This window comes from Salmonella enterica subsp. diarizonae (assembly GCF_008692785.1).
Taxonomy (GTDB): Bacteria; Pseudomonadota; Gammaproteobacteria; order Enterobacterales; family Enterobacteriaceae; genus Salmonella; species Salmonella diarizonae.
Genome location: NZ_VXJV01000001.1, coordinates 342,250 through 359,763, shown reverse-complemented (window position 1 = coordinate 359,763; position 17,514 = coordinate 342,250). Strand labels below are relative to the sequence as shown.

At 52.4% G+C, this 17,514-nt stretch carries 16 protein-coding genes and 2 tRNA genes; 7 read left to right on the top strand and 11 right to left on the bottom strand.

Annotated elements, in window-relative coordinates; genetic code table 11:
• Positions 1–58 precede the first annotated feature (58 nt).
• A complete protein-coding gene (gene argA / locus F4V72_RS01760; RefSeq protein ID WP_023249256.1) occupies positions 59–1,390 on the bottom strand; it encodes an amino-acid N-acetyltransferase in 1,332 nt (443 codons plus the stop codon).
• A 232-nt stretch (positions 1,391–1,622) separates the two neighbouring features.
• On the opposite strand from argA, the gene amiC reads away from it, so the two are divergent.
• Complete coding sequence (gene amiC, locus F4V72_RS01755; protein ID WP_000011921.1) at positions 1,623–2,876, top strand: N-acetylmuramoyl-L-alanine amidase AmiC; 1,254 nt, start codon at positions 1,623–1,625, stop codon at positions 2,874–2,876.
• Between the two features lie 109 nt (positions 2,877–2,985).
• Here amiC and F4V72_RS01750 read toward each other — a convergent pair.
• Positions 2,986–3,062: transfer RNA gene (locus tag F4V72_RS01750), tRNA-Met, on the bottom strand.
• A gap of 29 nt (positions 3,063–3,091) precedes the next feature.
• A tRNA-Met gene (locus F4V72_RS01745) sits at positions 3,092–3,168 on the bottom strand.
• A 207-nt stretch (positions 3,169–3,375) separates the two neighbouring features.
• Between F4V72_RS01745 and mltA the strand changes: the two genes are divergently transcribed.
• The gene (gene mltA, locus F4V72_RS01740; RefSeq protein ID WP_023249257.1) at positions 3,376–4,464 is read left to right on the top strand and encodes a murein transglycosylase A; all 1,089 of its coding nucleotides are present in this window, start codon (positions 3,376–3,378) and stop codon (positions 4,462–4,464) included.
• 125 nt (positions 4,465–4,589) lie between these two features.
• Complete coding sequence (gene tcdA / locus F4V72_RS01735; RefSeq protein ID WP_136058030.1) at positions 4,590–5,396, top strand: tRNA cyclic N6-threonylcarbamoyladenosine(37) synthase TcdA; 807 nt, start codon at positions 4,590–4,592, stop codon at positions 5,394–5,396.
• A gap of 54 nt (positions 5,397–5,450) precedes the next feature.
• Here the strand turns inward: tcdA and rarD are convergent, their stop codons facing one another.
• The 3 genes from rarD to csdA all read right to left on the bottom strand — a co-directional run bounded on the left by rarD (position 5,451) and on the right by csdA (position 8,286).
• The gene (rarD, locus tag F4V72_RS01730; protein WP_079813680.1) at positions 5,451–6,338 is read right to left on the bottom strand and encodes an EamA family transporter RarD; all 888 of its coding nucleotides are present in this window, start codon (positions 6,336–6,338) and stop codon (positions 5,451–5,453) included.
• Positions 6,339–6,637: 299 nt separating this feature from the next.
• Positions 6,638–7,081: a cysteine desulfurase sulfur acceptor subunit CsdE gene (gene csdE, locus F4V72_RS01725; protein ID WP_023249260.1), complete on the bottom strand. Its 444-nt coding sequence runs from the start codon at positions 7,079–7,081 to the stop codon at positions 6,638–6,640.
• On the bottom strand, positions 7,081–8,286 hold the full coding sequence (csdA, locus tag F4V72_RS01720; protein ID WP_053509179.1) for a cysteine desulfurase CsdA: 1,206 nt from the start codon (positions 8,284–8,286) through the stop codon (positions 7,081–7,083). The genes csdE and csdA overlap by 1 nt, the downstream gene beginning before the upstream one ends.
• A gap of 192 nt (positions 8,287–8,478) precedes the next feature.
• On the opposite strand from csdA, the gene F4V72_RS01715 reads away from it, so the two are divergent.
• From F4V72_RS01715 to rlmM, 4 genes are all read left to right on the top strand, one after another.
• Complete coding sequence (locus F4V72_RS01715; RefSeq protein WP_000750392.1) at positions 8,479–8,706, top strand: YgdI/YgdR family lipoprotein; 228 nt, start codon at positions 8,479–8,481, stop codon at positions 8,704–8,706.
• 346 nt (positions 8,707–9,052) lie between these two features.
• A complete protein-coding gene (gcvA, locus tag F4V72_RS01710; protein WP_000044409.1) occupies positions 9,053–9,970 on the top strand; it encodes a glycine cleavage system transcriptional regulator GcvA in 918 nt (305 codons plus the stop codon).
• Positions 9,971–9,988: 18 nt separating this feature from the next.
• Positions 9,989–10,384: a DUF423 domain-containing protein gene (locus F4V72_RS01705; protein WP_000203913.1), complete on the top strand. Its 396-nt coding sequence runs from the start codon at positions 9,989–9,991 to the stop codon at positions 10,382–10,384.
• Positions 10,377–11,477: a 23S rRNA (cytidine(2498)-2'-O)-methyltransferase RlmM gene (gene rlmM / locus F4V72_RS01700; protein WP_053529407.1), complete on the top strand. Its 1,101-nt coding sequence runs from the start codon at positions 10,377–10,379 to the stop codon at positions 11,475–11,477. Before F4V72_RS01705 ends, rlmM begins: the two co-directional genes overlap by 8 nt.
• A gap of 58 nt (positions 11,478–11,535) precedes the next feature.
• Here the strand turns inward: rlmM and fucR are convergent, their stop codons facing one another.
• The 5 genes from fucR to fucP all read right to left on the bottom strand — a co-directional run bounded on the left by fucR (position 11,536) and on the right by fucP (position 17,367).
• A complete protein-coding gene (gene fucR / locus F4V72_RS01695; protein ID WP_023249263.1) occupies positions 11,536–12,246 on the bottom strand; it encodes an L-fucose operon activator in 711 nt (236 codons plus the stop codon).
• Between the two features lie 57 nt (positions 12,247–12,303).
• A complete protein-coding gene (gene fucU, locus F4V72_RS01690) occupies positions 12,304–12,726 on the bottom strand; it encodes an L-fucose mutarotase (protein ID WP_080070754.1) in 423 nt (140 codons plus the stop codon).
• A 1-nt stretch (position 12,727) separates the two neighbouring features.
• Positions 12,728–14,146 carry an L-fuculokinase gene (gene fucK / locus F4V72_RS01685; RefSeq protein WP_136058031.1) on the bottom strand — a complete coding sequence of 473 codons (1,419 nt, stop codon included), beginning with the start codon at positions 14,144–14,146 and terminating at the stop codon, positions 12,728–12,730.
• A 97-nt stretch (positions 14,147–14,243) separates the two neighbouring features.
• Complete coding sequence (gene fucI / locus F4V72_RS01680; RefSeq protein WP_080070753.1) at positions 14,244–16,019, bottom strand: L-fucose isomerase; 1,776 nt, start codon at positions 16,017–16,019, stop codon at positions 14,244–14,246.
• Between the two features lie 31 nt (positions 16,020–16,050).
• Complete coding sequence (gene fucP / locus F4V72_RS01675) at positions 16,051–17,367, bottom strand: L-fucose:H+ symporter permease (RefSeq protein WP_053509173.1); 1,317 nt, start codon at positions 17,365–17,367, stop codon at positions 16,051–16,053.
• Between the last annotated feature and the right edge of the window lie 147 nt (positions 17,368–17,514).

Genomic DNA, 17,514 nt, shown 5'->3' with positions numbered 1-17,514 from the left:
TACAAACGATGCTTTCGAGCGTAGACCTGATAAGCGCAGCGCCCTCAGGCAACCCTTGTTACCCTAAATCAGCCATCAGCACCTTTGAACGCCGCTGATAGTTATACATTTTTTTCTTGCTCTCTGGCAGTAACTCAATATCGACAGGCGTGAAACCGCGCTCCTGGAACCAGTGAATACTGCGCGTCGTCAGCACAAACAATTTACTCAGCCCCATTTGCCGCGCTTGGGCGGCAACCCGCTCCAGAAGCATTTCTCCGCGCGATGAGCTGCGATAATCCGGATGCACTGCTACGCAGGCCATTTCGCCTATCTTCTCTTCCACAAAAGGATACAGCGCCGCGCAGGCGATAGTCATATTATCGCGCTGAATAATGGTAAATTTATCGATTTCCATCTCCAGTTGTTCGCGGGAACGGCGTACCAGAATGCCCTGCTGTTCCAGTGGGCGGATAAGCTCCAGAATACCGCCAATATCGTTGATGGTGGCGCGGCGAATCTGCTCGGCGCTCTCCATGACGATCTGTGTGCCGATACCGTCACGCGAGAACAATTCCTGTAATAGCGCGCCATCTTCCTGATAGCTGATCAGATGGCAACGACGGACGCCGCTACGACAGGCTTTTACCGCGCCGCGCAAAAAACGTACGGTGCCGGAGTTGTAATCGCCCTGCGCTTCCAACTCTTCCACCCGCGCCTGCGCTTCATTCGGGAAGAGTTCAGAAATGATGCCGCCCTCACTATTGGTAACGCCCTGAGAAGAACAGAAACCGATCATTTTTTCCGCTTTCAGTTTAACGGCGAGTTGAGTGGCAATCTCTTCTGAAGTCAGATTAAAACTTTCGCCGGTCACTGAGACAGCGACCGGCCCCATTAGAACAATCGCGCCGTTATCCAACTGGCGGTTGATGGCATCTTCATCAATTCGACGGATACGACCGCTATGACAGTAGTCCACGCCATCATCAACGCCCAGCGGTTGCGCAATGGTGAAATTGCCGCTGACGACATTAATGTGCGCGCCCTGCAACGGCGTATTGTTCAGACTCATCGACAGACGGGCGGTAATATCAAGCTGGAGTAAACCGGCGGCCTGTTTCACCAGCTCCAGCGCTTTGGCGTCCGTCACCCGCGTGTTTTTGTGGTAAATCGGTTCATGCTGATGCGCGGCCAGATTGGCGTCGATTTGTGGTCGTGCGCCATACACCACGACCAGGCGAATACCGAGACTATGTAACAGTCCGATATCGTTAACAATACTGGAAAAATTGTCGTGCTCAATGGCTTCGCCGCCGAGCATAATGACAAAGGTTTTTCCGCGATGGGTATTGATATAGGGAACCGAATGGCGAAACCCCTCTACCAGTTCGGTTCTACGTTCCTTTATCATTGTGCGCCCCAATAGTGAATTATTATTCGAAATTATCGTATTTTTATTCTGTTTTTGTCTTGTGTGCAAGCGTAAATTTTATGCGGACCGATCGCTTTTCTTAGTAATGCCGTGAATATAAAAAGAATGTTTACCCTTTTATAGATGACAGATTATGCGTCATTCGCTAAAGTTTCCGGTCAATTTGGATGAACTTTGTATGATCTCTATTTAGTTTTTGCTCGGGAGAAGCATGTCGGGAGCCAATTCAGCAATCAGCCGTCGCCGTTTACTACAAGGCGCGGGCGCCATGTGGCTATTAAGCGTGAGCCAGGTCGGGCTGGCTGCCGTAAGCCAGGTCGTTGCGGTGCGTATCTGGCCTGCGTCCAGCTATACCCGCGTCACGGTAGAGTCGAATCGTCTGCTGAAATATAAACAATTTGCCTTAAGTAACCCGGATCGCGTGGTTGTGGATATTGAGGATGTGAATCTGAACTCGGTGCTTAAAGGCATTGGCGCGCAGATTCGCAGCGACGATCCGTATATTAAATCCGCAAGAGTAGGGCAGTTTGATCCTAAGACTGTGCGTATGGTCTTTGAGCTAAAACAAAACGTGAAGCCGCAGCTATTTGCGCTGGCGCCTGTGGCAGGCTTTAAAGAACGCCTGGTGATGGATCTTTATCCTGCCAATGCGCAGGATATGCAGGATCCGCTGCTGGCGCTGCTGGAAGACTACAATAAAGGCGATCTGGATAAGCAGGTGCCGCCTTCGCAAAGCGGGCCGCAGCCCGGTAAAGCGGGGCGCGATCGTCCCATTGTCATTATGCTTGATCCGGGACACGGCGGCGAAGATCCGGGCGCGATAGGCAAATACAAAACGCGTGAAAAAGACGTGGTGCTCCAGATAGCCCGCCGCCTGCGAGCGTTGATCGAAAAAGAAGGCAACATGAAGGTCTATATGACGCGCAATGAAGACATCTTCATTCCGTTAAAAGTCCGGGTGGCGAAAGCGCAGAAACAGCGCGCCGACCTGTTTGTCTCTATTCATGCGGATGCCTTCACCAGCCGGCAGCCTAGCGGTTCATCCGTATTCGCGCTATCGACCAAAGGCGCCACCAGTACCGCGGCGAAATATCTGGCGCAAACGCAGAACGCCTCGGACTTAATTGGCGGCGTGAGCAAAAGCGGCGACCGTTATGTCGACCATACGATGTTCGATATGGTGCAATCACTGACCATTGCCGATAGTTTGAAATTCGGTAAAGCGGTGCTGAAGCAGCTTGGTAAAGTTAATGACCTGCATAAAAACAAGGTCGAGCAGGCGGGGTTCGCGGTGTTAAAAGCGCCCGATATTCCGTCTATTCTGGTCGAGACAGCGTTTATCAGTAACATTGAAGAAGAACGCAAGCTCAAGACCGCCACGTTCCAGCAACAAGTCGCAGAGTCAATTCTGGCGGGCATTAAAGCGTATTTTGCCGATGGGGCGACGCTGGCGAGAAGAAGTTAACCTGATATGACGGAGAGCTTATTGCGCGGGTAAGTAGGATACTGCCCGCACTGTCGTTGCGGACCGGACGACAGAAACAAAAAAACACCCGTAAGGGTGTTAATTAAGTTGGTTGCGGGGGCCGGATTTGAACCGACGACCTTCGGGTTATGAGCCCGACGAGCTACCAGGCTGCTCCACCCCGCGTCCGTCTAAACTTTCATTCTCATTGTAATTGGTTGCGGGGGCCGGATTTGAACCGACGACCTTCGGGTTATGAGCCCGACGAGCTACCAAGCTGCTCCACCCCGCGTCCGTGGATGCGCACTATACTCCGCTGAGCTTTTGTTGCAACCCTTTTTTAATATAAATCGCTAATTTCTCATGGATTGCGCAAATACGCCGCAGATAGCGCGATTTTTAAACGAATTTACATAATGAGATAGCGATCGCATTTCATTACCCTGGACGGTTTGTTATCTTCACCGGGCACTTACGATTATGCAGAAGATGAGACACCATGAAAGGACGTTGGGCAAAATATGTGGCGACAGGCGTAATGCTGGCAATGCTGGCTGCCTGTTCATCAAAACCGACCGATCGCGGTCAGCAATATAAGGACGGGAAATTTACCCAGCCCTTCTCCCTGGTAAACCAGCCGGACGCGGTGGGCGCGCCGATTAATGCCGGTGACTTTGCCGAGCAGGTCGACCAGATCCGTTCCGCGTCGCCGCGTTTATACACTAATCAAAGCAACGTCTATAACGCTGTCCAGAACTGGTTACGTTCCGGAGGCGATACGCGCACTATGCGTCAGTTTGGTATCGATGCCTGGCAGATGGAGGGCACCGACAACTACGGTAACGTCCAGTTCACGGGCTACTATACACCCGTCGTTCAGGCTCGCCATACGCGCCAGGGCGCGTTCCAGTACCCTATCTATAGTATGCCGCCAAAACGCGGACGCTTACCGTCCCGTGCCCAGATCTACGCAGGCGCGCTGAGCGATAAGTACATCCTGGCCTACAGTAATTCGCTGATGGATAACTTTATTATGGATGTTCAGGGCAGCGGCTATATTGATTTCGGCGACGGTAGTCCGCTGAACTTCTTTAGTTATGCGGGTAAAAACGGTTGGCCCTATCGCAGTATTGGTAAAGTGCTTATCGATCGCGGTGAAGTGAAAAAAGAAGATATGTCGATGCAGGCTATACGCGAATGGGGAGAAAAGCACAGCGAAGCGGAAGTGCGTGAATTGTTGGAGCAGAACCCGTCGTTCGTCTTCTTTAAGCCGCAATCTTTTGCGCCGGTGAAAGGCGCCAGCGCCGTACCGCTGATTGGACGCGCGTCCGTCGCCTCCGACAGCAGTATTATTCCGCCCGGCACTACTTTGCTGGCGGAAGTGCCGTTGCTGGATAACAACGGTAAATTTAGTGGTCAATATGAGCTACGTTTAATGGTCGCGCTGGACGTCGGCGGAGCGATTAAAGGCCAGCATTTTGATATTTACCAGGGTATTGGCCCGGACGCTGGGCATCGTGCCGGATGGTATAATCACTATGGTCGCGTTTGGGTGTTAAAAACGGCGCCGGGCACCGGGCGCCTGTAACGTGTTTAGCGGCTGATTGTGGTATTCTGCAATAACTGTATTGTCCGATAACGAGAGCGTTATCGGACCTGAAAACATTGAGCAGGGGTGAGGGATAACCTCACCTTTTTTTATTCTGAGGTCATATGTCTGTGGTGATAAGTGATGCCTGGCGTCAACGATTTGGCGGCACCGCGCGTCTGTACGGTGAAAAAGCGCTGCAGCGGTTTGCTGAGGCGCATATCTGCGTCGTGGGAATCGGCGGGGTGGGATCATGGGCGGCAGAGGCGCTGGCGCGTACTGGCATCGGCTCGATTACGCTGATTGATATGGATGATGTCTGTGTGACCAATACGAACCGCCAGATCCATGCGTTGCGCGATAACGTCGGGTTGGCGAAAGCGGCAGTGATGGCCGAACGGATTCGTCAAATTAACCCGGAGTGCCGGGTAACGGTTATCGATGATTTTATCACGCCGGATAATGTGGCGGGTTATATGAACGCGGGTTTTACCTATGTCATTGACGCCATTGACAGCGTTCGCCCGAAAGCCGCGCTGATTGCGTACTGTCGCCGATATAAGATTCCTTTAGTGACCACTGGCGGCGCGGGCGGGCAGATCGATCCAACGCAAATCCAGGTCGTTGATTTGGCGAAAACCATCCAGGACCCGCTGGCGGCAAAATTGCGCGAGCGATTGAAACATGATTTTGGCGTAGTGAAGAACAGCAAAGGTAAGCTGGGTGTAGACTGCGTTTTTTCCACCGAAGCGCTGGTTTACCCACAGTCGGACGGTTCTGTATGCGCGATGAAAGCCACCGCAGAAGGGCCAAAACGGATGGATTGCGCCTCCGGCTTCGGTGCGGCGACGATGGTGACGGCAACGTTCGGTTTTGTCGCTGTTTCCCATGCGCTGAAGAAGATCATGGCTAAAGCGGCGCGACAGGGGTAAAAGGACGGGGCGGAGAGTCACGCAGACGCGTGTTATCCGGCCCTGCCCCCTTTGTTAGCGAAAGAAGCGATGTACCCTGCCAAACATCGGTTTCAGACGGGAGCGAAGATAATGAGAATATAAATTTTCAGATATGCATAGAAACAACCCGAACCATACCGCAGAAAAGCAGAGCAGTTCCGCATAATTAATGTGCTCGCCAAATATCATAATGGCAAGTAAGAACTGTAAAGATGGCTCTATATATTGCGCCAGACCGGTGACAATCAGTGAAGTGTGATTTAACGCGATGGCAAATAATACCAGCGGAATAATCGTCACTGGCGCCGTCATGACATATAAAAAGAAAGGAGTATTAGCAGATATAATCGGTCCGGCATCGCTAAAGAGAAAAATTAATAGTGAGACAGGCAACGCCCATAATGTTTCAATCGTTATAGAGGTCATCACATCATAATGTATAAACTTTCGCGCCAGGCCATATAACGCAAATGATAATCCCATTGTTAGCGCCAGTGCCGGAAAATGCCGTAGCATGATAATTTGAAACGTCAGGCCACAGACGCCGGAGAAAACCGCGATGGCCTGAAACAACGAAAGTTTTTCTTTAAGAAAAATGCATCCCAGCGCAATAACAAATAGCGGGTTGATAAAATAGCCGAGGCTGGCATCAAGTACCAGATGATTAGTTAGCGCATAAATAAAGGATGACCATGAGACGATCATCAAGAGTCCGGCGATCATGCAGAAGAAAAAGGATTTTTTATCTTTCCAGGCATCATGAAAACGCGTTCGCTGCCGAAATAACAACCTTACCGCCAGTAATAATGGAATCGACCAGAAAACCCGGTATATCAATATTTGTGCGAGATTACCCCCTGATAAATATTGATAGTATAAAGGTGTTAACCCCCATAATATAAATGCCAGTACCACAAGCATGGGGCCGTTACGCAGATATTTTTCCACTTATCCATATCCTGTTATATCATCACCCGATGCGTATGAATTTTCCAGCTCTCCTGCTACGCTAAATCGGGTGGTTTTATTTACTATAAAATCTTCACGCCGTTTTAACATGAATTCTAACATTGTCATTTCATTGTGATAGCTGATAAAAATCAAAAGAATGTTTATCAGGGAAATCTGATACCGAAAATAATAAAGTCACTGGATTATTCTATCAGTACCGCCTGATAGCGTCAGGCGGTACTGTCAGGCAACAGAATATTTACGCTATTTCAATGCTCATGCGTCGTGGCAACAATCGCTTCGCTCAGCGCGTTCAGCCCCTGACTACGTGAGGCGCTAAGCTGGGTGCGTAAGCCCAGCTCATCAAACAGCGCCAGCGGGGAACGAGCCTGCAGTTCGGCGGCGTTTTTTCCTTCCACCGCGGTGAGCAATACCGCCAGCAGGCCGCGGACAATCCGCCCCTCGCTGTCGCCGAAAAAGTGCATAGTGCCGTTATCTGACCGGGTAAAGCCCAGCCAGACGCGGTTCTCGCAACCGGCTATCTCTTTCGCCTGCGCTTTGCATTCATCCGGCAGAGCGGGGAGCTGTTTTCCTAACAGAATTAGCTGACGATATTTATCTTCCCACTGGGTCAGCGGGATAAAGATAGCGCGTAACGTCTCTTCCGTTATCGTTGTGCCGAACGGGTGTCCGGTATAAAGAGGGTTTGTCATTAATCCACCAGCAGTTCCAGTGCGCGGTCAACGGCGTTAACCAACGCATCCACATCATGTTGGGTATTATACGGGGCAAAAGAGGCGCGCAGAGTCCCTGTTACGCCAAGTTCCGCCAGCAATGGCTGGGCGCAATGTTGCCCGGCCCGGAGCGCAATACCGTATTCCGCCAGCAGCGTCACCATATCGCCGTGGTGTACGCCGACAAAATCAAAGGCCAACAGACTGGAGTCCTGGCAGCGGAACGAGCGAAAGCCCGGCCGTTTCGCCAATGCGTCTTCCGCCAGAGTCGCCAGCCCCCGGCTCCAGTTTTCGGCTTGTTCAATATCGACGTCGGACAGCCATTCCAGCGCAGCGCTCAGGCCAATGACCCCGGCGACGTTAGGCGTTCCCGCTTCCAGCTTCCAGGGAGCGCTTTGCGTGGTGAAACCTTCAAAGCTAACGTCACGGATCATCTTGCCGCCGCCAAGCCAGGGCGACATCGCCTCAAGGAGATCCGGCTTACCGTACAGCACGCCGATACCGGTTGGACCATACAGTTTGTGAGCGGAAAAAGCATAAAAATCGATATCAAGCTGCTGGACATCCGCCGGGAAGTGTACCGCGCCTTGCGCGCCATCCACCATCACTACCATTCCCACCGCGTGAGCGGCGCTGATAGCGTGCGCGAGATCCGGGCAGCCGCCCGTTACGTTCGACATTTGCCCTAGTGCCAGAATCCGGCTGCGCGACGTGATCAGCTCCGGCAGACGCTCAACATCAGGAAGACGTCGGTCATTAAGCGGCAGTTTTATGACGTGCGCGCCGGTTTGTTGCGCCACCATCAGCCAGGGCACAAGGTTGGCGTGATGCTCGGCGACGCTAACGATAATTTCATCGCCGGGGCGCAGACGGGAACGAGCGTAACACTGCGCCACCATGTTGATCGCTTCGGTGGTACCGCGTGTCCAGACGATACTTTTTTCATCGGGCGCGTTTAACAGCCGCGCTGCTTTTGCTCTGGCCGCTTCATATTGCGCCGTCAGGCGCTGCGCCTGTGCGAACTGGCTACGATGAACGTTACCGGCGCTCAAACGATAAAACTGGTGCGTGGCGTCAATCACCGCCTGCGGCTTTAATGCCGTGGCGGCGCTATCGAGATAAACACCCGCATCGGTTAGCGCGGGAAACTGCGCGCGAAACTGCGTGGGATTAAAAGCGTTCATGATATTCCTCGGTTCAGTTTACCGATCGTGGCGTAAAAGTGCGGCTGATACAAGGTTTGTCCTAACCATCGGAATCGTCTGTATATCCTGGCGAATTATGTAAAGGAGGTTATGCTGAATAATGTTAGGCGAATGTTTAAGCCTGTTACGGAGTCCGCTTTAAATAGCACAAACAGCTTTAAGGAGAAGAAGATGAAAAAGACTGCCGCAATTATCTCTGCATGTATGCTGACTTTTGCCCTGAGCGCCTGTTCCGGTCCTAATTACGTTATGCACACCAATGACGGACGTAGCATTGTGACCGACGGTAAACCCCAGACCGATAACGATACCGGTATGATTTCGTATAAAGACGCTAATGGCAACAAACAGCAGATCAATCGTACTGACGTGAAAGAGATGGTGGCTCTGGAAGACTAACCGTTTGTTATGCAAAAAAAAGCACCGCAATATGGCGGTGCTACATTAATCACTATGGACAGACAGGGTAAATGTACAGGAAGTGAAAAAGGGTAGCTTTGCTACCGTGGTCTGAATAGCAGACCAATTGCAAACACAACAACACAACATCACAACCGTAAGCCAAAAGCCCATCAGAACACGCATTCCGATAAAACTTTTCGTTCCGGCTCAGGAAGTGCCGCCACTATAGGTATTTGCTGGTAGAACCTCAACGGACAATTTATAATGTCTCAGATTAAAAAAACTAATAGGTTACATAGTGTTACCTATTTGTTAAATTCATTCGACATTAAGTCCAGAGGCCATGTCAAAACGATTACCTCCTTTAAATGCTTTACGCGTTTTTGATGCTGCCGCGCGCCACTTAAGTTTTACGCGGGCAGCGGAAGAACTTTTTGTGACGCAGGCCGCAGTAAGCCACCAAATCAAGTCACTTGAGGATTTTTTGGGGCTAAAACTGTTTCGCCGCCGCAATCGTTCGCTGCTGCTGACGGAAGAAGGCCAAAGCTATTTTCTCGACATTAAAGAGATATTTTCCCAGCTAACGGAAGCAACGCGTAAGCTCCAGGCGCGTAGCGCCAAAGGGGCGCTGACGGTGAGTTTACCGCCCAGTTTTGCCATCCAGTGGCTGGTGCCCAGACTCTCTAGCTTTAACTCAGCTTATCCGGGAATTGACGTCAGGATACAAGCCGTTGACCGTCAGGAGGATAAACTGGCAGACGATGTCGATGTCGCGATTTTTTATGGCCGCGGAAACTGGCCGGGCTTGCGCGTCGAAAAATTATACGCAGAATATTTACTGCCCGTCTGTTCCCCTTTATTACTCACAGGCGAAAAACCATTAAAGACGCCGGAAGATCTGGCGAAACATACGCTATTGCACGATGCCTCCCGGCGTGACTGGCAGGCCTATACTCGTCAGTTAGGGCTCAACCATATTAACGTCCAGCAAGGGCCGATATTTAGCCACAGCGCGATGGTGCTACAGGCCGCTATTCACGGACAGGGGATCGCGCTGGCGAATAATGTCATGGCGCAGTCTGAAATTGAAGCCGGGCGACTGGTGTGCCCATTCAATGATGTTCTGGTGAGTAAAAATGCTTTTTATCTGGTTTGTCATGACAGCCAGGCAGAACTGGGTAAAATAGCCGCTTTCCGTCAGTGGATTTTGGCGAAGGCGGCGACGGAACAAGAAAAATTCCGTTTTCGTTACGAACAATAATTAACTTAGGGTATGACCATGACCAGCCGTTTTATGCTGATTGTCGCCGCTATCAGCGGTTTTATTTACGTTGCTCTGGGCGCGTTTGGGGCGCATGTTTTGAGTAAAACCCTGGGCGTGGTTGAAATGGGCTGGATTCAGACCGGCCTGCAATATCAGGCGTTCCATACGCTGGCGATCTTTGGTCTAGCGGTGGCGATGCAGCGCCGTATCAGCATCTGGTTTTACTGGAGCAGCGTTTTTCTGGCGCTGGGTACGGTGCTGTTTAGCGGCAGCCTGTACTGTCTTGCGCTTTCGCATTTGCGCCTGTGGGCGTATATCACGCCTGTCGGCGGCGTCAGTTTCCTGGTAGGCTGGGCGCTATTGCTGATTGGCGCTATTCGTATGAAACGTAAGGGCGCGAGCCATGAATAAAGTTGTATTGCTCTGCCGTCCGGGGTTTGAAAAAGAGTGCGCCGCAGAAATTACCGATAAAGCAGGAAAACGGGAAATATTTGGTTTTGCGCGCGTAAAAGAGAACGCAGGCTATGTCATTTATGAATGCTACCAGCCGGAAGATGGCGAAAAGCTGATTTCCGAACTGCCGTTCAGTTCGCTGATTTTCGCCCGCCAGTGGTTTGTGGTGGGCGAACTGCTGCAACATTTACCACCGGAAGACAGAATTACGCCGATTGTCGGAATGTTGCAGGGCGTAGTGGAAAAGGGCGGCGAGCTACGGGTTGAAGTCGCCGACACGAATGAAAGTAAAGAACTGATGAAGTTCTGCCGCAAATTTACGGTGCCGCTGCGTGCGGCTTTGCGGGATACGGGAGTATTGACGAATTATGAAACGCCGAAGCGTCCGGTAGTCCATGTCTTTTTTATCGCGCCAGGATGCTGTTATACCGGTTATTCGTTCGCGCATAACAATTCACCGTTTTATATGGGCATCCCGCGTTTGAAGTTTCCGTCCGATGCGCCGAGCCGCTCAACGCTGAAACTGGAAGAGGCGCTCCACGTTTTCATCCCGGAAGATGAGTGGGATGAACGTCTGGCGAACGGCATGTATGCGGTGGATTTGGGCGCCTGTCCAGGCGGATGGACTTACCAGTTAGTGAAGCGCAACATGTGGGTCTACTCCGTAGATAACGGCCCAATGGCGCAAAGCCTGATGGATACCGGACAGGTGACCTGGCTGCGCGAGGATGGCTTCAGGTATCGTCCGAACCGGAATAATATTTCGTGGATGGTCTGCGATATGGTGGAGAAGCCGGCCAAAGTCACCGCGTTGATGGCGCAGTGGCTGGTGAACGGCTGGTGTCGGGAGACGATTTTTAATCTTAAACTGCCGATGAAAAAACGCTATGAAGAGGTGTCGCATAACCTGGCGTATCTTCAGGCGCAGTTGGATGAGCATGGCGTTAATGCGCAGATCCAGGCGCGTCAGCTTTATCACGATCGCGAAGAGGTGACGGTGCACGTGCGTCGTTTGTGGGCGGCCGTCGGCGGGCGTCGCGACGAGCGATAAAAACGCGCAGTCGCCATCCAGCGTGTAATCAGTACCGGATGGCGCACGCTTATCCGGCCTACGACTGCGGCGCATCTGAAACAATATGCGTCACGTTATCCAGATGCCCGATGCGCGCCTCTCCCGAACGATTAAATTTACTTTTATCAATCAATAATAAAGACTGCGATGCGCGCCTGAGCAGGATAGATTTAAAATCGGCGTTGATCGCATTGGAGTCCCACAGATCGCCGCCGCCGTCGATCCCCTCACAGGAAAAGATGAACAGATCGATATCAAGCGATTTTAACTGTGAGATAAGAGATGGATTAACGTAACAGCCATATTTGCGTTCAAGCTGACCGCCGGAGCTTATCAGCGCAATGTGTTCGCGTTTTCCCAGTTCCTGACAGATAGGATGGCTATTGGTAAAAACCTGAACATGAATATCCGGCAACTGGCGGGCCAGATACCAGCAGGTTGAACTGGCATCCAGCGCAATCGTCATTCCTTCTTCTATCCACGCTAACGCTTCACGGGCAATATCGGCTTTATGCGCATAATGACTTTTCAGACGGATATGGAATGGATCGCCGCTGTCCTGATTTTCACGATGAATATATTTAGCTCGTCCGTGATTACGCAGCACTTTTCCCTGTGTCTGTAGTTCACTGAGATCGCGGCGGATGGTCTCTTTACTGACGTTAAGCCGGGTGGCCAGCGCTTCGGTGGTCAGACTTTTATGATTGATCAGCAGATCGACTATCGCTTGTTGGCGTGCCGCTTTCATTTTTCTCACCCCATCATTCGATGAACGCCCGCGCCATGCGGGCGCACCGACAAGAGATTACGGCGTTACCCCTTTTTTTAAAAGAATATTTCCGTACTTCGCGCACTCACCTGTGATAACGATCGCAAACGCTTTTTGCGCCCGTTCATAAAACGCATAGCGGTTGAGACGAACAATATCCGGGCACGGCGCTTCTAATGACAAGGCGTTCCGATAGCGCGCTTCAACGCTGGGGTCGAGCGTGTCGCCTTCCACGGCAGCCATCATCACCAGCGGTGGAGCGTAGCTATCCAGTTCAAATAGCGGAATAATTGCCCGCAGTAGATCGCTGACGCTAAGACCATCGGCACGAATCACCTGTGGGCCCAGACTCTGCGCGGGAAAGTGAGCGTCGGAAAAAATGATTTCATCCCCGTGGCCCATCTCGGCCAGCACTTTGAGCAGTGTCGGGGAAATTAATGGTGAAATGATTTTTAACATTTCATACTTCCTCAATAATTTCGGGTTCGGTTTGCGGCCAGAAATAGCGATACTGATAATTGACCTGCGCGCGCGCCTGCTCCGGGCTACTAAATTCGCCTACGCCGTACCAGCCGAACATGGCGGCGCCGGCAACGGTGGTTTCTGCGTCGTCCAGCACTTTGATAGGGATATCAAGATGATTAGCTTTCATTTGATTCCACAAAGTGTTGCGACTGCCGCCGCCAACCAGTAACAGTTCTGTGGCGTTAAAATGACCGATTTTCTCCAGCGTGCGCAGATTACGCTGAAGTTGCGCCGTCAGGCCTTCCAGCGCGGCGCGATAGAAATGGCCGCGGGTGGTATTGAGCGTCACGCCCTGCCAGCCTGCATTTTGACAGGCGAGCAGATCGCACTGCATCCGCACGCCTTCCGTGCCAGCGGGAATAGCACGCGCTTCGTCGATCAGCGTTTGCCATGGCGTTTCCGGCGTCCACAGCAGTTTTCGTACCCATTCGAGTACTCCGGAGGCCAGCCACTGCATTCCGGGGTTATAAAGCCCCGACTGACTGTCCAGTTCACAGGTTGAGCCCGGATACTGGCTGAGCAGCGAGGTATCCACCTGACCGCTGCGAACCATCAGAATCTCCCACGTTCCGGAGGAGAGTACCGGTTCACCTTGCTGCGCGCCAGCGCCGAATAACGCGAACTGAGTATCGTGTCCGGCAGAGATCACCGGGACACCCGCTGGTAGCCCAAGTAGCCTGGCCGCGTCTGTCTGTAGCGTGCCTATCGGTGCGCCCGCTTCCACGATACGTGGGAACAGGCGGCGCGCCAGGCCTGTCGCCTGCAAGATTTCCGGACTAAAGTCGCGCTGATGGATATCCAGTAGCTGACTGGTGCCAGCCATAGTGATATCGGTCGTAAACTCGCCGGTCAGACGGTGGTTAATCAGCGACGAGATAAACAGCCAGCAGTGAGCTTGCTCCAGCAAGCGCGGATGATTTTCTTTAAGCCAGACCAGCTTATACAGCGTGTTGAAGCTGAACGCGCCGACGCCGGAGAGCGTCTGCAATTGCCGGGGTGAGATATAGCGCTCGATCGTTTCCATCACGGCGGCGGTCCGCGGGCATTTCCAACTAATGACCGGATAGAGCAGCTTGCCCTGTGCATCGACCAGCGCGCCATCGACGCCGAAAGTAGTCACCGTAATACCGCGAACAACACACTCTGCCAGGGCGCCGGAGAGTGACCTGCAGCAGTCGGCGAAACGTTGTAGAATGGCGTCCAGCGACCACTGATGCCAGGCGCTATTTTCTACGGTAATGTCGCTGGCATTAGCGATTGAGGCGCGGGCGACAATTTTTCCCTGGCGATCAACGGCGATCGCCCGAACGTTAGTCGCGCCGCAGTCGAGAACCAGGATGACGTCTTGTTTCATAGATAACTCCATAAACGCCGCCCGATGGCGCTACGCTTGTCGGGCCTACGTGGTGCTGTAGGCCGGATAAGCGCAACGCCATCCGGCATCCGGTGTCTTAACGCTTATACAGCGGGCCATAATTCTGGCAGGCGCGATAATCCTGGCCTTCAATATCCATACCGTGAGCCGCCCAGGCGGAAGGACGGTAGATCTTCGCCTCCTCTACGTTGTGCATACATACCGGGATACGCAGCATCGCGGCGAGAGTAATAAAGTCCGCCCCTACATGGCCGATGGTGAGTACGCCGTGGTTAGCGCCCCAGTTCGCCATCACCGAATAGACATCGGTAAACGGGCCTTTGCCGGTAAGACGCGGCGCAAACCAGGTGGTAGGCCAGGTAGAGTTGGTGCGGGCATCAAGCTGATCGTGCATCGCTTTCGGCAGTTCGACGCTCCAGCCCTCGGCGATTTGCAGTACTGGCCCCAGGCCTTTGATGATATTCACGCGGGTCATAGTGAACGGCACGCCACCTTCGGTCAGGAAACGGGATGAGTAGCCGCCGCCGCGGAAGTATTCGTGAATCGCCGGGCACCATTCGGTGGCCGCCAGACATGCATCCGCCTCTTGTTGGCTGATTTCCCAGTGTGGCTTCATGGTCGGCTTGCCTTCGCTATCGCGCTGTTTACAGGCACCGTCCAGAGCTGCAGAACCGGAGTTAATCAGGTGAATAATGCCGTGCTCCGCCAGTCCGCTGAGCGCCTGGCCGGTGACGCGTTCTACAGCTTCCGGCGACCAGTAGGTTCGTACGTCGGCGAAAATCTGCGCGGTACCGGTGAGTTGATGGCCAAATAGCATCGCTACGCCGTTCAGACTGTCATTTTCGGTGGCGACGACAAACGGTTCGCGTACGCCGTTCCAGTCAAAAGAGCTGTTGAGCAGCGCTTCGGCGGTATCGCCGTTCGGGTATTGATCGGTCCAGTGGCGCTGGCCCTGGAAGCCGGCGGCAATGGCGTTGTAGCCCAGCGATTCTTCAACTAACCCTTTGTCCGCCAGCGTCTTGTTGCCCTGCATCATGTCGCGAATACACAGCGCCATCAGCAGGCTTTCTTTTAGCACCGCGCGGTTCTGGGCTTCATTGCGCTTATACTGCGGGGCGTTCTGATCTTCGCCGTAGCGGAAGTTTTTATCCGCCCACGCCAGCGCCATCTCCAGTTCGGCCTCATCATAAATTTTCTGATCGATACGGCGGCGCAGTTCGGTCATATCTACCGCTTGCACCTTCATGCCCAGCCAGGATTCAAAGAAGTTATGATCGACAATGGAACCAGCGATCCCCATCGACACGCCGCCGACGGAGAGGTAGCTTTTGCCTTTCATACTGGCTACCGCTAACCCTGCCCGCGCAAAACGCAGCAGTTTTTCTTCGACGTCGGCGGGAATGGAGGTATCGTCGGCATCCTGCACGTCATGGCCATAAATGGAGAACGCCGGAATGCCTTTCTGGCTGTGCGCCGCCAGCGCCGCGGCAAGGTAAACCGCCCCGGGACGCTCTGTGCCGTTAAAGCCCCAGATGGCTTTCGGACGCATCGGGTCCATATCAATAGTTTCGCTGCCATAGCACCAGCACGGCGTAACGGTAATGGTCACGCCCACGTTCTGGCTGCTGAATTTTTCTTCACAGGCGGCGGATTCCGCCATACCGGCAATACAGGTATCTGCAATGACGCACTCCACCTGTGCCCCGCAGGCGTGGCGGATTTTCTCGGTGATGAGTGCCGCCGTCGCTTTCGCCATATTCATGGTCTGCTCTTCGAGCGACTCGCGTACGCCCATACGACGTCCATCAATCACCGGGCGGATACCGATTTTCGGTAAGCTGATTTTTTTCATGACAGATTCCTCACGTTATTCGGATAAATGTTCAGTTTGTCGCCGCTTGTGAACGGAAACGGGCAAAGATGAAGATGATGGCAAAGCACAATGCCGGAACCAGTTCAGCGGTCGGGATTTTGCCTGCGGCGTCGCTAACGAAGCCCATTACTGGCGTGACAATACCGCCGCCAATGATGGTCATGACGATAAAAGACGAGCCGTACTTAGTGTCCTGTCCCAGATTTTTGATACCCAGCGAGAAGATGGTCGGGTACTGGATTGACATAAATGCGCTACACAACGTCAGCGCCAGCAGGCCGATATGTCCGCCGCTAAAGGCGGAAATCAGACACAGGAGCATGGCAAACAGGGCGTAGGCGGCCAGCACTTTATGCGGCGCGAAGCGGCTGATAAGCCAGGTACCGGTGAAACGGCCGATAAAGAAGCACACCATCGTGCCGGTCAGGTAATTGGCGGCGAAGCCGGGCGTCATTCCTGGGATCTCCTCAATGGCGTAGCGGATCAGATAGCTCCAGCAGGCGGTTTGCGCCCCCACGTAGCAGAACTGCGCCAGCACCGCCCAGCGCCAGTGGCGGATACGGATGAGTCGGGAGAGAGAAGATAAGAAAGAGCTTTGTTTAGCATCGCTGTGATCGTCACTTTGCAGGGCCGGAAATTTGGTCAGCATAATCAGCAGCGCAACTACTAATACGATGGCGACGATAATCATGTATGGCGCTTGTACCGATAACACCAGACTGTGTTTATAGGCGCTAAGCTGATCCGGCGTCATTTTATCAAGCGCTTCCTGTGATTGATGCGGCACGTTAGACAAAATAAGACTTTGCCCAAACACAACGGCGATAATAGCGCCAAAGGAGTTAAAAGTTTGCGCCAGATTAAGCCGAAAATGGCCACCGCTTTCTGGACCCAATACTGTAACAAAAGGGTTGGCCGCAGTTTCAAGACAGCCTAAACCGGCAGCGATGATAAACAGGCCAATTAAAAATAATGTATAATTCATTATTTCGGCGGCAGGCCAGAATAATGCGGCGCCAAAAGCATACAAAAAAAGCCCGGTGATAATCCCAGCTTTATAACTGAGTTTTTTCATCAAAATCCCGGCGGGAATTGGAATGACGAAATAACCGAAATAAAAGGCTGATTGAATCAGTCCGGCCTGAAAGTTGGTTAGCGTAAAAGCCTGTTGAAATTGCGGTAGTAAAATGTCATTCAGATTATTGGCGACAGCCCATAGAAAAAATAGCGAGCAAAGTAAGGCGAATGGAATAATGTAGCGCTTGCTCTTGCTTTGCTCTGCATCCACAGCACGAAAACTCTGCGTTTGTATTGTTGTGTTTCCCATAGCATCCTCATTGGTTCAGAAGCTTTTGCGTGCGGTCGGCTCTACTCACCAGACCGTAAAATTAGGTGAGTTCGCTTTTCTTACCGGTAATAAATTGGCGTCCGGAATGAACTCATGGATTCATTTTCAAATAAAAAAGGCCTTTTA